12 protein-coding genes and 3 pseudogenes are annotated in these 13,387 nt (G+C 69.6%); 7 read left to right on the top strand and 8 right to left on the bottom strand.

All coding sequences use genetic code 11. The annotated features are described in order from the left end of the window. Positions 1-79 precede the first annotated feature (79 nt). Positions 80-904: pseudogene (locus ACIBAF_RS48220) on the bottom strand (cytochrome bc complex cytochrome b subunit); the annotation flags it as partial. Next, a complete protein-coding gene (locus tag ACIBAF_RS48215) occupies positions 901-1,146 on the bottom strand; it encodes a WhiB family transcriptional regulator (protein ID WP_399473040.1) in 246 nt (81 codons plus the stop codon). The pseudogene ACIBAF_RS48220 and the gene ACIBAF_RS48215, both read right to left, overlap by 4 nt. 184 nt (positions 1,147-1,330) lie before the next feature. Here ACIBAF_RS48215 and ACIBAF_RS48210 point away from each other — a divergent pair, with 184 nt between their 5' ends. Continuing rightward, positions 1,331-2,182, top strand: coding sequence for an RNA polymerase subunit sigma (locus ACIBAF_RS48210; RefSeq protein ID WP_399473038.1), 852 nt, complete (start codon positions 1,331-1,333; stop codon positions 2,180-2,182). Here the strand turns inward: ACIBAF_RS48210 and ACIBAF_RS48205 are convergent. Next, positions 2,175-3,098: an RNA polymerase sigma-70 factor gene (locus tag ACIBAF_RS48205; RefSeq protein ID WP_399473036.1), complete on the bottom strand. Its 924-nt coding sequence runs from the start codon at positions 3,096-3,098 to the stop codon at positions 2,175-2,177. The genes ACIBAF_RS48210 and ACIBAF_RS48205 overlap by 8 nt on opposite strands. Before the next feature lie 153 nt (positions 3,099-3,251). Between ACIBAF_RS48205 and ACIBAF_RS48200 the strand changes: the two genes are divergently transcribed. Beyond that, positions 3,252-3,665, top strand: a complete 414-nt coding sequence (locus ACIBAF_RS48200) for a hypothetical protein (RefSeq protein WP_399473034.1) — start codon at positions 3,252-3,254, stop codon at positions 3,663-3,665. A 6-nt stretch (positions 3,666-3,671) separates the two neighbouring features. On the opposite strand, the gene ACIBAF_RS48195 is transcribed toward ACIBAF_RS48200, so the two are convergent. From ACIBAF_RS48195 to ACIBAF_RS48185, 3 genes are all read right to left on the bottom strand, one after another. Then, complete coding sequence (locus ACIBAF_RS48195) at positions 3,672-4,052, bottom strand: hypothetical protein (protein ID WP_399473032.1); 381 nt, start codon at positions 4,050-4,052, stop codon at positions 3,672-3,674. After that, entirely contained in the window at positions 4,049-5,404 is a 1,356-nt protein-coding gene (locus ACIBAF_RS48190) for an NAD(P)/FAD-dependent oxidoreductase (protein WP_399473030.1), read from the bottom strand. Before ACIBAF_RS48190 ends, ACIBAF_RS48195 begins: the two co-directional genes overlap by 4 nt. A gap of 139 nt (positions 5,405-5,543) precedes the next feature. Continuing rightward, positions 5,544-5,993, bottom strand: a complete 450-nt coding sequence (locus ACIBAF_RS48185) for an SsgA family sporulation/cell division regulator (RefSeq protein WP_399473028.1) — start codon at positions 5,991-5,993, stop codon at positions 5,544-5,546. A gap of 136 nt (positions 5,994-6,129) precedes the next feature. On the opposite strand from ACIBAF_RS48185, the pseudogene ACIBAF_RS48180 reads away from it, so the two are divergent. From ACIBAF_RS48180 to ACIBAF_RS48160, 5 genes and pseudogenes are all read left to right on the top strand, one after another. Then, positions 6,130-6,591 (top strand): annotated as a pseudogene (locus tag ACIBAF_RS48180) (ATP-binding protein); the annotation flags it as partial. Between the two features lie 34 nt (positions 6,592-6,625). Next, positions 6,626-7,033, top strand: a complete 408-nt coding sequence (locus ACIBAF_RS48175) for a hypothetical protein (RefSeq protein ID WP_399473042.1) — start codon at positions 6,626-6,628, stop codon at positions 7,031-7,033. A 13-nt stretch (positions 7,034-7,046) separates the two neighbouring features. Continuing rightward, a complete protein-coding gene (locus ACIBAF_RS48170) occupies positions 7,047-9,821 on the top strand; it encodes an AAA family ATPase (RefSeq protein WP_399473026.1) in 2,775 nt (924 codons plus the stop codon). A gap of 175 nt (positions 9,822-9,996) precedes the next feature. Further along, positions 9,997-10,200 carry a hypothetical protein gene (locus ACIBAF_RS48165; RefSeq protein WP_399473024.1) on the top strand — a complete coding sequence of 68 codons (204 nt, stop codon included), beginning with the start codon at positions 9,997-9,999 and terminating at the stop codon, positions 10,198-10,200. Positions 10,201-10,464: 264 nt separating this feature from the next. Further along, positions 10,465-10,719 (top strand): carboxypeptidase-like regulatory domain-containing protein, encoded by a 255-nt coding sequence (locus tag ACIBAF_RS48160; RefSeq protein ID WP_399473022.1) that lies wholly within the window; start codon positions 10,465-10,467, stop codon positions 10,717-10,719. Positions 10,720-11,138: 419 nt separating this feature from the next. Here the strand turns inward: ACIBAF_RS48160 and ACIBAF_RS48155 are convergent, their stop codons facing one another. Then, a complete protein-coding gene (locus tag ACIBAF_RS48155) occupies positions 11,139-13,223 on the bottom strand; it encodes a beta-galactosidase (RefSeq protein WP_399473020.1) in 2,085 nt (694 codons plus the stop codon). A gap of 44 nt (positions 13,224-13,267) precedes the next feature. Beyond that, positions 13,268-13,387: pseudogene (locus ACIBAF_RS48150) on the bottom strand (carbohydrate ABC transporter permease); the annotation flags it as partial.

The following is a 13,387-nucleotide window of genomic DNA, read 5'->3' as shown; positions in this document are numbered from 1 at the left end:
CGAACAGGCGACGGCCGAACCAACGAATCTGAACACCCATCAACCCCTGCTGACCAGCTGATCAGCACATCCCGCATGACGGGGGAACCTCAGCCGAGGCCATGACGAGGATGACGCCGGTCACCAGCAGGAAATACCCGGCGGACTTGACCACGTGCACCTTGGCCGACACGCCCACGACATTGCCGTTGGTACGTCCACGCCCCGGGTACTGGGTGTGCCGGTGGTAGAGCATCAGGGCCAGATGGGCGGCCAGCAGTCCCACCATGAGGCCGGGGATGACCAGCACATGGATGGTGTTGAAGCGCGCCACCAGCTCGTCGCCGGGGAACTCGCCTCCGAAGAGGAACATCGACAGGTACGTTCCGACGATCGGAACGGACAGGATCGTCCCGTTCACCACGGCGAGGCCGGTACCGGAAAGCAGGTCGTCCGGGAGGTCGTATCCCGTGAGCCCGGCGAACATGGCGAGGACCAACAGCAGAAATCCGATCAGCCAGTTGAGTTCGCGCGGCTTGCGGAAGGCGCCCGTGAAGAACACCCGCATCATGTGGGCGAGTACGGCGGCGACGAAGACCAACGCCGCCCAGTGATGGGCCTGCCGGATCAGCAGACCGCCGCGGACGTCGAAGGATATGTGCATGGTCGAGTCAAAAGCCTCCGACACCGTCTGGCCGCGTAGTGGTGCGTAACTTCCGTTGTACTGCACCTCCTTCATCGACGGATGGAAGTAGAAGGTCAGATACACGCCCGTGACGACGAGAACGACGAAGCTGTAGAGACTGATTTCCCCCAGCATGAAGGACCAGTGGTCCGGAAACGCCCGTCGTGCTTTTTCTCTGACCAGGCGGCGGACGCCCAGGCGGGCGCCGACCCAGTCGGCGACCCTTTCTCCCTTGTTCATTGCATTGCCACCCGGGTCCTGATTCCTTGCATCGCTCGGCGTTCGCTTTCCGTCGTGCCGCCCCAGATGCCGTCCACGCGTCCCATCCGCACGGCCCAGTCGAGGCACAGCTCCGCGACAGGGCAGCGGCCGCAGACGGCCTTCGCCTCGTCGATCTGCCGAAGGGTGGGACCGCTGTTGGATATGGGGAAGAAAAGCTCGGGATCTACGCGCAGGCAAGCAGCCCGTTCACGCCACTGCATGGCATGGTCACCTCGTTCAGCGCTCAAGGAAAAGAAGTGCGGCGTTGTTCTGTAAGACCGGACAGCGGCCGTATGTGTGACACGGCCGCGACCAGGCCCGTGTCACACGATCCGGGAGTTCCCGGTCTTACGGGTTGAGCCGACGCCCTGCCGCGTGCGGGGCAGCGAGAGCGAGGAACGCGCTATGGACCAGAGCGACGCGGTGCCGATCGGAGAGCTGTGGGAGGAGCGCCGGTTCCTGCTCGATGTCGCCCACTGGATGCTGGGCGACCCGGGCGCGGCGGAAAGCGTCGTCGACGAGGCATACCGCCGCTGGTACGGGCTGTCCGACGCGGCACGTCGACAGGTCACCGTCCCCCGGTCCTGGCTGGCGAAGACCGTGGGCGGGATCTGCCTGGACCGTCTCGCGCGGCCCGGACGAGGTGAGGCCGGCCCCGAGGAAGGGGACGGGGCACGGCCGTCGGAGGTGGAGGAGGAGGCCGGGCGGGTCGTCCTGAACGCGCTGGAGTCGCTGTCGACCGCCGAGCGCGCCGCGTTCGTGTTCCGTGCCTTCGGGATGGCCCCGGGCACGGTGGCCGACATCGTGGGCCGCACGGAGCCGGAACTCGCCGAACTCGCCGCACGGGCCCGGCAGCGGCTGCGTCTGCGCCGCACCCGCTCCACGACACCGCAGCTGCATGACGCCGTCGTCCACGCCGTGCGCCGGGCGTGCGTCACCGAGGACGGTGAACTGCTCACGTCGTTGCTGTGCTCGGACGCGACGGCGTTCTTCGACGGCGGCGGCAAGGTACGGGCGTTGACCGGACCGGTCCACGGCTGCCGGCAGGTCGCCGACAGCCTCCTGACGCTCCTGGGCCGAAGCCCGCACACCACCCTGACCACCCATTCCGTCAACGGCCGCACGGGCCTCGTCGCCCGCTACGGCTGCCGGGTCGCCGCTGTCATCAGCCTCGACGTCTCGGACGACGGTGTCGCCCAGATCTGGGTCATGCTCAACCCCGACAAGCTGCGGTCCTGGAACCGGCGCCCTACGTGAGACCAGGGGCGGCCGCGAAACGGGAACGCGAGTCGAGGAAGGCGGCGATCTTGTTCGGTGTGAACACCCACAGCACCTGGTGAATGCCGTGCTTCGAGGCGGCCGCGGTGACGAAGGCGAGGGTACGGCCGTCCCGGTGGATCAGCACGCCCGAAGAGCCGTTGGCGTCGACCAGCTCGGGCACCGCCTCCCGCCACAACTGCCGATAGGCCGAGAGCCTGGCCACCCGGGCACGGCCCAGCACGGGTACCCGGGCACAGCCCCGCATGCCGTTGCCGTCGGAGAGGCTGACGACATCGGGCGCGAGCAGGGCTTCCAGTGACGCCACGTCTCCCGTTCTGGCCGCTGAGACGAAGGCGCTGAGGAGGCGTCGGTGTTCAGCCGCGTCCACGGTCTCCTGCCGCTCGTCCAGCAGGTGCCGACGCGCACGGCTGACGATCTTGCGCACATTGACGAGGCTGACTTCGAGTATGTCGGCGATCTCGGCGTAGGCGTAGTCGAATGCCTCGCGCAGCACATAGGCGGCGCGCTCGACAGGTGTCAGCTTCTCCAGCATCAGCAGCAGCGCCATCTCCACCGCCTCCGCGCGCTCGGCGCCGACCGCGGGGTCCGCGTTCGTGTCCACGGGTTCGGGCAGCCACGGTCCGATGTATGTCTCCCGACGCAAGCGCGCCGACTGCGCGACGTTGATGGCCAGGCGGGTCGTGGCGCTCGACAGGAAGGCCGCAGGACTCAGTACCACCGAGCGGTCGGTCTTCTGCCAGCGCAGCCACACCTCCTGGACCACGTCCTCGGCCTCGACCGTGCTGCCGAGTATGCGGTACGCGATTCCGAAGAGCCGCCTGCGGTGGTGTACGAAGACGGCGACAGCGTCCTCGAGGTCGTCATATGGGGTGGGGGACGGTTCGACAAGCATGATCCACTGGCCTCCGTTGCTACGGTTCATCCGCTGCATGGACCGCGACCGACGGGCACTTGTGACATCCCACTGTTCGAGACACTGATATGCCCTGTCTGACACGCGAAGCACTGCATATGATGTGGACAAGGGTTGAGGAGGGGAGAGCTCATGGTCTCCGCGAGCCGTACGGCACACAGCATCGAGGTCACCGCCGAGAGCCTTCAGGAGGAACTGTCCCGGTTGCAGTTCCAGAAGCAGGCGCTGGAAAGGGAGTTGGCGGCGGTCGTCGCACATCTCGGCTCGGTGCAGCGGGCCCTCGGCGCCCTGGAGAGCGCGCTGGTCACGCCGGCCGCCGCTCCTCCAACGGACGAGCAGCAGTACGGAAAGCTCACCGAGCAGATCCTGGCGTACTTCGCCGAGGCCGGCGACGTCGAGGTACGAGCCCGTGACGTCGCGGCGGCGCTCGGCCGTGACACCGACAGCGGAAGCATCAACGCGGTCCGCAGCACACTCGACCGCCTCGTCGCCTCCTCCCGCATCCAGCGTGCAGGCAGGGGCCTGTATCGCACCGGGCGTACCTAAGGGCCGTCACCGCGACGAGCCGAGAATCACCACGACGCACGCGATCATCGCCAGGGTGATCAACGCCATCCCGGTGAGTGTTCCGCGCAGCCAGTGCCGGATCCTGACGTGATGCTGGGCTTGCATCGCCTCGACGCGCTCGGCGATGTGATCGGTCACCATCCGGGCGACGTGTTTCTGCTCGTCGACGTACCACTGCTCGATGTCCCGCTTGTGCTCGGGGGTGAGTCCCTCCACGCGCGCGGTGAAGTCCGCCACGCGGCGCAGTGCCGCTCCCCTGTGAGCCTCCCGGTACAGGAGGCCCTCGATGTCGGGCAGGCCGCGGGCGGCCTCCTCGCGTGCGGCCACGGCGTACCCCCGATGGAAACGAGAACCCCACACGGTCATGCTGCGCTGCCTTCCTTCGCACGGCCGGCACTCGGGTGCTGCGTCCGCCCACTCGTGACGAAGGCGTCCCGCGGGTGCTGGACGGAGGCGAGAGACACGAGATCCCGGCCGGTCAGGGCCGCGGTGAGCCAGACTGCCAGAACGCGGATCTTGCGTTCCCAGCTGGGCACCGCGAGCACGTGATAGCCCCGGTGCATCAGCCACGCCGGGAACCCCTTGACGACGATGCCCTTGTACTGGAAGACGCCCCGTCCCAGTCCCAGCGTCGCCACCACGCCCAGGCTGTCGTGGCGGTAGTTCCGCACTCGCCGCCCGCGGAGGTCGGCCACGAGGTTCCTGGCGAGACGTCTGCCCTGTCGCACGGCGTGCTGGGCGTTCGGCACCGTGCGCGTGCCCGGCACCGGCGAGGCCAGGTCGGGGATGGACGCGTCGTCGCCGGCGGCCCACACGTCCGGCACGGGTTCGGCGTCGGTGCCCACGCGTAGATCGGCGCGGGCCAGGAGCAGACCGCGCTCGTCGAGCGGCAGGTCCGTGTGGTTGTGCACGACCGGGTTCGCGGCGTTGCCGGCGGCCCAGACGATCAGCTCGGAGTCGTACTCCGCTCCGTCGGAGAGGACGACGTGGCCGTCCTCGGCCGACAGCAGTTGCGTGTTCAGATGGACATGTGCGCCGCGGCTTTCCAGGTGGCGCGCCACCCAGGCGCCCGGCTTGTCGCTCACCTCGGGCAGGATGCGGCCCCGGGCCTCGACCAGGTGGAAGGACAGGTCCTCGATGCCCAGTTCCGGATACGACCTGAGCATCGCGGTCGCCAGCGACAGCAGTTCGCCGAAGCCCTCGACGCCGGAGAACCCGCCGCCCACGAACGTGACGGTGAGCAGCTTTCGCCGCTCGGGGCCGGCCGGCAGCGACGCGGCCTGGTCGAACGCGGTCATCAGCCGGTCGCGGATCGCCACCGCCTCTTCCACGTGCTTGAGGCCGATGGCCTGCTGCGCGAGCCCGGGAATGGGGAACGTGCGGGTCACCGCGCCGGCGGTGACGACGAGGATGTCGTAGGGCAGCTCGTAGGCGTCTCCGCGCACCGGGCGGACGGTCACCGTACGGTCCGCGTTGCTGATCCCGGTCACGGTGCCCGAGATCAGCCGGGTGCGGCGCAGGTGCCGTCGCAGTGACACGACGGCGTGACGTGCCTCCACCGAACCGGCCGCCACCTCGGGCAGGAAGGGCTGATAGGTCATGTACGGGCGCGGGTCGACGACCGTGACCCGAGCCTCGCCCGGACGCAGCTTCTTCTGCAGGCCCCAGGCGGTGTAGAAGCCCGCGTAGCCGCCGCCGACGATCAGAATCTCTCGCATGACTGCCTCTGCTTGTTGTCCGTCACCATGTAGACCGAGCAGGCCGGGCCGATGTGACATGCATTCCAGTCGGCGATCCGCGACTGGACGTCTGCGGCGCGATCTCGACCGGCGTCGGTCCCTCCGTGTCCGGCGCCCCCTAGCGACGCGACTCACCGGGGCCGCTCAGGAGTTGGTGGTCGGCTCCGTCCAGGTCCAGGTGGCACTCCTCGCTGCCGGCAGGCACCATCGCGAGGGTTCGTCGAAGGAAGGCCCCAAGGGTTCGTGCCGAGACGGTCACGACGACCGCCTTCTGCTTCGGCCACGGGCACAGCGCGATGTGCACCCTGTCCGCCCCCGGGTCCCGACAGGGCCAGACCTGGACGTCGCCGAGGCCGGCGAGCTTCTCCAGCCCGTCCAGGAGGAGATCACAGCCGACCACCCAACGCACGGTCGTGTCGGTGCACATGTGGAACGTCAGGGACACCGCGTAGGGATCGGCTCTGTCGTAGGACAGATCGAGCATCACGGGCCGGTCCACTCCTTCGGCGACGACCAGGCGGACAATCATCCGGCACACCACCGGAGTGCAGCTCTCGGGTTCTCTCATCACATCACCGCTCGGTAAACCGGTGGGATCAGGGGAAGATCGGAGGGCACACGGTGTGCTGCTTCATGTGCCCGCTCGTGTGATTCAGGGACATCACGATGCTGCGAGGCCTGCGTGGGTCCGCACCATCAGTCAAATGACCCGCAAGTCGCCGCGCAGTCACGTGACTGATGTTTGTGCTCGCGGCCCGGTGCACGGTGCGCCCAAGCCTTCCCGCTGTGCGGTGGGAAGGACGGCGCAAACGTACGGAGTACCCATGTCACTCGGTTCGCGCGTCGAACGGCCGCCCCGGACTCCTGCCGCGGACGCCGGTCAGCCTCCTGAGGCAGTGGGGCGTGCGCGGCACCTCCAGGAGATCACGGCTCTGCTCGGGCAGGGCTCGGCGACGAGCCGTGCCCTGCTGCTCTCCGGGGAGCCGGGCGTGGGCAAGAGCGTGCTGCTCGCCGAGGTCGCCAGGGTCATGTCCGAGGCGGGCGCCCGGGTGCTGTCCGCCGTCGGCGTCCGGTTCGAGGCCGAACTGGCCTACGCCGGTCTGCACCAGTTGCTGTTGCCGCTGAACGACCGGATCGAGCGCTTGGCGGATCCTCATCGGAGGGCGCTGCGCAGTGCACTCGGTTACGGGGGGCGATCCGGTGCGCGACGGACGGCACGTCGCCGACGCGGTGATGTTCCTGCTGCGCCGAGCGGCAGTCGAACGCCCCGTGTTCCTCGTCGTGGACGACCTCGCCAGTTTCGACCGGGCCAGTTCGGTGGTGCTGGGCCTCGTCGCCCGTCGGTCGGCGGGCAGCCGTATCGGATTCCTCGGCGCCTGCAGATCGGGAGCCGAGACCTGCTTCGAGCGAGCCGGACTGACCGAGTACGAGCTGCCGCCGCTGGACCGCGACGCGGCGGCCGAACTGCTCAGGGCCCGTTTTCCGGGGCTGGCCGCACCGGCGCGGGAGCGGGCCGCTGCGCGGACCTGGGGGCGAGCCGCCCCGTCCCGATCGACCAGGAGCGCCGTGATCAGGAAACGGATTACCATATCCTGCGAGGATTCCTGACAAGGGAGCTGCCATGGCGAGGCGCGGTTCACGGGCCGGGCTTCTCGGCAGGGCGAGCGAATGCAAGATCCTCGACGATCTCGTGGCAGGTGCCAGAGCCGGACGCAGCGGTGTCCTGGTCCTGCGCGGTGAGCCCGGGATCGGCAAGACCGAGCTGCTGAGACATCTCCTCGCTCGTGCCACCGGATGCCGCACCATCAGGGCGGCCGGCGTCCAGTCCGAGATGGAACTCTCCTACGCCGGTCTGCACCAGCTCTGCGCTCCGCTGCTCGGCGGCCTCGACCAGCTGCCCGAGCCGCAGCGCGACGCGCTCGGCACGGCCTTCGGTCTGCGCGCCGGCGCTGCCCCCGACCGGTTCCTCGTGGGTCTGGCCACGCTGAGTCTCATCGCGGACGCCGGCGGTGACCAGCCGCTGGTCTGCCTCGTCGACGACGGGCAGTGGCTGGACGAGGCGTCCGCGCTGACCTTGGAGTTCGTGGCCCGTCGACTGCTTGCAGAATCGGTTGTGCTCGTCTTCGCCGTTCGTGAGTCCGGTGCCGAGCACGCTCTCGGCAACCTTCCCGAGCTGTCCGTCACGGGACTGACCGAGCGCGACTCCCGGACCCTGCTCGACTCGGTCGTCACAGGTCCGCTCGATGAACGGGTGCGCGACCGCATAGTCGCCGAGTCACGCGGCAACCCGCTGGCCCTCCTCGAACTGCCGCGCGGGTTGTCCGCGGCGGAGATGGCCGGAGGGTTCGAGCGTCCGGACGCATGGCCGTTGTCGAGCCACCTCGAACAGGGGTTCCTCCGCCGCGTTCAGGTGCTTCCTGCCGAGACCCGAGCTCTGCTGTTCATCGCCGCCGCCGAACCACTGGGCGACGTGACACTGCTCAGGCGCGCGGCCGGGCGCCTCGGAATCGACGCCGACACCGCCGTGTCGTACGAAGGCGCGGCGGACCTGATCACACTCGGCACCAGGGTGCGGTTCCGGCACCCGCTGGTGCGCTCGGCGGCCTATCGCGCGGCGGGCCCGAGTGAACGTCGAGAGGTGCACAAGGCGCTGGCCGACGTCACCGACGCCCGGCTCGACCCCGACCGCCGAGCCTGGCACCTGGCCGACGCCGCCGCAGGGCCCGACGAGACGGTGGCCGCCGAACTGGAGCGCTCCGCGGGCCGAGCCCAGGCGCGCGGCGGCATCGCCGCGGCGGCCGCGTTCCTCCAGCGTGCGACCGCTCTGACAGAGGATCCCGCGCGACGCGCACAGCGCGCGGTGGACGCAGCGCAGGCGAAACTCCACGCCGGGGCGTTCGAGCCGGCGGCCACCCTGCTCGCCACGGCGGCGGCCGGCCCGCTGGACGAACTGGGCCGCGCGCGGATCGAGGTGCTGCGGGCCGGGATCGCGTTCGCCCAGAACCGCGGCGGCGAGGCCCCGCGGCTGCTGCTCGCCGCCGCTCGTCGATTCGGTCGGCTCGACGATGTCGTACTGGCTCGTGGGACCTACCTGGACGCGATCGAGGCGGCGATATTCGCAGGCCGCCTGGCGCGCGGCCCAGGACTGCTGGAGGTAGGGGAGGCCGCCCGTCAGGCACCGCCGGCACGGGATCCGCAGGTGTCCGACATGGTGCTGGACGCCCTCGCGGTGCGACTCACCGACGGTTTCCCGGACGCGGCGCCGATGATGGAACGAGCACTGGAAGCGCTCTGCGACGAGCGGCTCCCCGTCCATGAGCAGCTGCGCCGACTCTGGCTCGCGTCCGTCATCGCCGCGGATCTGTGGGACGACGAGCAGTGGCACGCGGCTTCGGCGCGCCATGTGACGATCACTCGTGAGGCCGGAGCGCTCAGTGCTCTCCCCGACGCCCTCGACTCCCGCGCCTGCGTGCACCTCATCGCTGGGGAACTGGCGGCGGCCGAGTCGCTGATCGAGGAGACGGCGGCGGTGTGCGCGGTCACCGGCAACACCAGCCCTGGACGCGTCGGTCCCCTGGGCCTGGCCGTCTGGCGTGGCCGCGAGGGCGAGGCCCGTGCGTTGATCGACGCGACCCTGGGCGAGGCGGTTCCGCGTGGCCAGGGGGCGGCTGTCACCGTCACACGTTGGTACGAGGCGGTGCTCTGCAACGGGCTCGGCCAGTACGCGCAGGCGCTGGCGGCGGCCCGGGAAGCAGCGGCCGAGCCCCGGGAGTTCGCCTCGTCGCGGTGGGGCCTGGCCGAGCTGATCGAGGCGGCCGTACGGTGCGGCTCACCCGAGTCGGCCACCGACGCGCTGGAGCGGATCTCGGAGACGACGCGAGCCAGCGGCACGGACTGGGCGCTGGGTGTGGAAGCGCGCTCGCGGGCGCTGCTCAGCGAGGGCGACACCGCGGAGCGGCTCTACCGTGAGGCGATCGAGCGGCTCGAACGGACCCGGGTCCGCATGGAACTCGCCCGTGCGCATCTCCTGTACGGGGAGTGGTTGCGCCGCGAGAACCGCCGTGTCGACGCCCGTGCCCAACTGGACGTCGCACACGAGATGTTCAGCCGCTTCGGGGCGGAGGCCTTCGCCGAACGCGCGCGAGGCGAGTTGCAGGCCACGGGGGCGAAGGTCCGCAGCCACACGGTCGCGACGCCCACGGCTCTCACCCCGCAGGAGGCGCAGATCGCCCGGCTCGCCGGGAAAGGGCTCACCAACCCCGAGATCGGCGCCCAACTTTTCATCAGCCGCCACACGGTCGAGTGGCACCTCCGCAAGGTGTTCTCGAAGCTCAGCATCTCCTCCCGCCGGGAGATCCGTGCGATCCAGTTCGAAGACGAGGCGACGTCGGCCTGATGCGCGACTGAAGTGACTCCCGGAGTTCCGAACGGTCGTCGGCCGGAACCTGGGTTCCGCTGTGACGCCACAGCGGGGGCTGGACGTCGTGGCTGCCCATGTTGTGACACCGTCACAGAACCTTCGGGTGCCCGGTCATCATTCCAGAACCCCACGAGCTGACACGGAGGCAACAGTGTTCGAGCACAGGACAGAGGCCGAGATGAGGCTGTACTCCGAGCGAACGGCCAGGGAACTGGCCTTGAAGAAGGGGCGGCAAAGGGAGAGTGGCAAGGACATGCCCGATAACGATGACGTCGTCGATCCGCCCTCTGGGGCCGACGAGGCGCACGTGACAACGGAAACGACGATCACCACGGCCCCGGAGCGAGCAGACTGACCTCCGGCGCGGGCTGGGTGTTCACGGCTGATGCGCTGCCAGGACTGTCGGCCCGCGTATGGTCCGGATCTTGTTCAGAGCAGGCGTGGCAGCCCGGGATCGTGACACCGCGGCGGCCGCTCGGACGGGGCCGACCGAGTTCGAGCTGTGGGTGTGGCCGGGCGAGGTCTCCGACGACGAGGTGGCGGTGAAGAGCGATCTACTGGTTCACCGGTCGCAGTGGGACACGCCGGCCCAACGAACTTGTCGGCCAAGCCGGACGGAGTGCCGAGTGTCTCTGCGGTGCAGGCCCAGGACGGAGGTGCGCTGGAAGACGCCCGGGTCACGCTGATCGACGCCGCCGGCAACGTCATCGGGACGCGCCGCACGAGCATCGACGGGAGCTACGCCTTCACGGACCTCTCCAGCGAGCAGTACACCGTGATCGCCAGCGGCTGTCCGCCGGTGGCCACACAGGTCACGCTGAACGGCAGCCAGGAGGGTGTCGATATCCAGCTGGGCCACAAGGAGGCCCAATAGGACTTCGGCTAGGGAGGGAGTTCCTGAGCAACCTGACGGGGAGTCGCCTGTATGGGTTGTTGCCGCCGTCGGCGCCGTCGACCGCGTTCCAGGTGTGGGGCGTGTTGACCGACGTCCATCCGGAGTCATTGAACCCGGGTGCTTGCGCCCCTGTGACGTCCGCTCTGATGAATCGCCACCCGGTGTTGAGATGGATCCACACACGGGGATCGGGCGCCGTGTACGTCACGGCGGCGGAGGCTGCACCGGCAAGCGGAATCCCGGCCAGTGAGGCCAGCCCTCCCGCAGCCGCCCCGCCGAGCAGCTGTCGGCGACTGGGCAAACCTGTCATGTCAGAACTCACTTCCGTTGAGTTGAAGCAGGACGTTCCCTTGGCACGACGTGCAGTTCTCGGTCATGCGCGGCCCGCGCGGTGATGTCTACGCAGTCACCCGCCCGCCCCGCAGCTCCGCCCTCACCTCACGGACGACTGCGACGCCTCCCTCGGGGACGGTGACCGAGCCGGTGACCGGTTTGCCGGTGAGGAGTTCGACCCCTTCGGCGGGGATCTCGGCGCCGTGGCCGGCGTGGTCGATCAGGAAGAGGTAGTCCGCATCAGCGCCCCGTCGCCTCACCACCTCGACGCCGGCCGGCGCCTCACGCTCCGGGCGCACGCCCGCCTCGAGGCAGATGCGCTCCAGGACGGCGGCCAGGGTGGTGGGGTCCGGATGGGTGGCGAGGTACCAGGCGGTGCCGCTGCCGTACGCGTGGCGGGTGATCGCCGGTACGCCGGCGAGCGCAGCGAGATGGGGGTCCCCCCGGCCGAAGGCTGGGGGAGGCCCGTCCGCGTACGTGGCGACGGCCTCCGCCCCGGCCAGCCGGAGGCGTTCGGTCCACAGATCGGCGGTCGCGTCCTGCGGGACCTGGCCGGCCAGACCGACCCGCAGGCCGGGCAGCAAGGGGAACAACTCGTCGCCGTGCACCCCGAGGAGCTCCCGGAAGGCACCCGGGTAACCGCCCAGGCGGACATGGCAGTTCTCGTCCACCTCACCGCTGTGGAAGCCCACTGCCAGAGTGCCGCCGCGCTCGACGAACCCCGCCAGGCCGGCCGCGCCCGCGTCGTCGACCAGGTACAGGCTGGGGGCGAGCACGAGCTGGTAGCGATCGAGGTCCGGGCTGTCGGGACGTACGAAGTCGACCGCCACGCCGGCCTTCCACAGCGGGGTGTACCAGTCCCTCACCAGGTCCTGGAAGCGGAGTTCGCTGCTGGGCTGGCAGGGCAGTTCCATGGCCCATCGCGCGTTCCACTCCCAGACGATGGCGACCCTGGCGGGGCTGGTGCTGCCTCGGACTTCGGCGAGGGCCCGCAGGTCGGCTCCGAGCTGTACGACGTCCTGCCAGATCCGGCTGTCGGTGCCCGCGTGCGGGAGCATCGCCGAGTGCCACTGCTCGGCGCCCGCCTTCGCGGCCCGCCACTGGAAGTAGGCGATGCCGTCGGCGCCGTGCGCGACGTGGGCGAGCGCATTGCGGCGCATCTCGCCGGGCCTCTTGGCCCGGTTGACGGGCTGCCAGTTGATGGCTCCGGTGGAGTGTTCCATCAGCAGCCAGGGTCCGCCGGCCAGGGAGCGGACCAGGTCGCCGCAGAGCGCGATGTCGATCTCCGACTCCGGGTCGGTGGCGAGCAGGTAGTGGTCGTTGGAGACGATGTCCAGCTCGGGAGCCCAGCGCCAGTAGTCCAGCGCGTCGAAGTTGTGCATCACCATGAAGTTGGTGGTGGCGGGCGTCGACGGGGCGGCCGCCCGCAGCACGTCTCGCTCCGCCGTGCACAGCGACAGCAGTTCGTCCGAGCAGAAGCGGCGCCAGTCCAGCCGGTGGGTGGGGTTGGGGTCCGCGCCGGTGGCGCGGGGCGGGAGGATCTCGTCCCAGTCGTAGTACCACTGGCTCCAGAATGTCGTGCCCCAGGCGTGGTTGAGCGCGGCCAGGTCGTTGCCGTACTTCGCCTGCAGCCAGCGCCGGAAGGCGGCCGCGCTGGTGTCGCAGAAGCATTCCGCGTTGTGGCAGCCGTACTCGTTGTGGACGTGCCACATGACGACCGCGGGGTGGTCGGCGTACCGCTCGGCCAGCGCGCCCGCGATGCGCAGTGCCGCGGCGCGGTAGGCGGGGCTGGACGGGCAGAAGGTCTGGCGGCTGCCGTACGACAGCGTGCGGCCGTCGCGGTCGACCGGCAGCGCCTCCGGGTGGGCCCGGAAGAACCAGGCGGGCGGGCAGGCCGTCGGGGTGGCGAGGTCGGCGGCAATGCCGTTCTCATGGAGAAGATCGAGGATCTTGTCCATGCGGGAGAAGTCGTAGACACCCTCGGACGGCTCCAGCAGGGCCCAGGAGAAGATCCCGACGCTCACCATGGTCACCCCGGCCTCACGCATCAGAGCCATGTCCTCGGTCCACACCTCCTCGGGCCACTGTTCGGGGTTGTAGTCGCCGCCGTAGGCGATGCCGGGCAGGCGGAGACGGCGTTCGGTGGTCACTGGTGGTACTCCGGGAGGTGTGAGGAAGGAGCGGGAGGCGTGCTTCAGCCCTTGTTGGCGCCCAGGGTCAGGCCGCTGACGAACTGGCGCTGGAGGACGAAGTAGACGATCAGGGTGGGGATCGCGGTGAGCAGGGCGCCGGCGGCGACCAGGTTGGGGTCGGT

This window comes from Streptomyces sp. NPDC051677, assembly GCF_044453465.1.
Classification (GTDB): domain Bacteria; phylum Actinomycetota; class Actinomycetes; order Streptomycetales; family Streptomycetaceae; genus Streptomyces.
Note: the sequence above shows the minus strand (reverse complement) of the source record. Positions and strands in the feature narration are given on the sequence as shown.

What these genes read in the sequence shown, in the direction of transcription:
- ACIBAF_RS48215 (WP_399473040.1), bottom strand. Translation starts at nt 1,146, where the DNA reads ATGCAGTGGCGTGAACGGGCTGCTTGCCTGCGCGTAGATCCCGAGCTT.
- ACIBAF_RS48210 (WP_399473038.1), top strand. Translation starts at nt 1,331, where the DNA reads ATGGACCAGAGCGACGCGGTGCCGATCGGAGAGCTGTGGGAGGAGCGC.
- ACIBAF_RS48205 (WP_399473036.1), bottom strand. Translation starts at nt 3,098, where the DNA reads ATGCTTGTCGAACCGTCCCCCACCCCATATGACGACCTCGAGGACGCT.
- ACIBAF_RS48200 (WP_399473034.1), top strand. Translation starts at nt 3,252, where the DNA reads ATGGTCTCCGCGAGCCGTACGGCACACAGCATCGAGGTCACCGCCGAG.
- ACIBAF_RS48195 (WP_399473032.1), bottom strand. Translation starts at nt 4,052, where the DNA reads ATGACCGTGTGGGGTTCTCGTTTCCATCGGGGGTACGCCGTGGCCGCA.
- ACIBAF_RS48190 (WP_399473030.1), bottom strand. Translation starts at nt 5,404, where the DNA reads ATGCGAGAGATTCTGATCGTCGGCGGCGGCTACGCGGGCTTCTACACC.
- ACIBAF_RS48185 (WP_399473028.1), bottom strand. Translation starts at nt 5,993, where the DNA reads ATGAGAGAACCCGAGAGCTGCACTCCGGTGGTGTGCCGGATGATTGTC.
- ACIBAF_RS48170 (WP_399473026.1), top strand. Translation starts at nt 7,047, where the DNA reads ATGGCGAGGCGCGGTTCACGGGCCGGGCTTCTCGGCAGGGCGAGCGAA.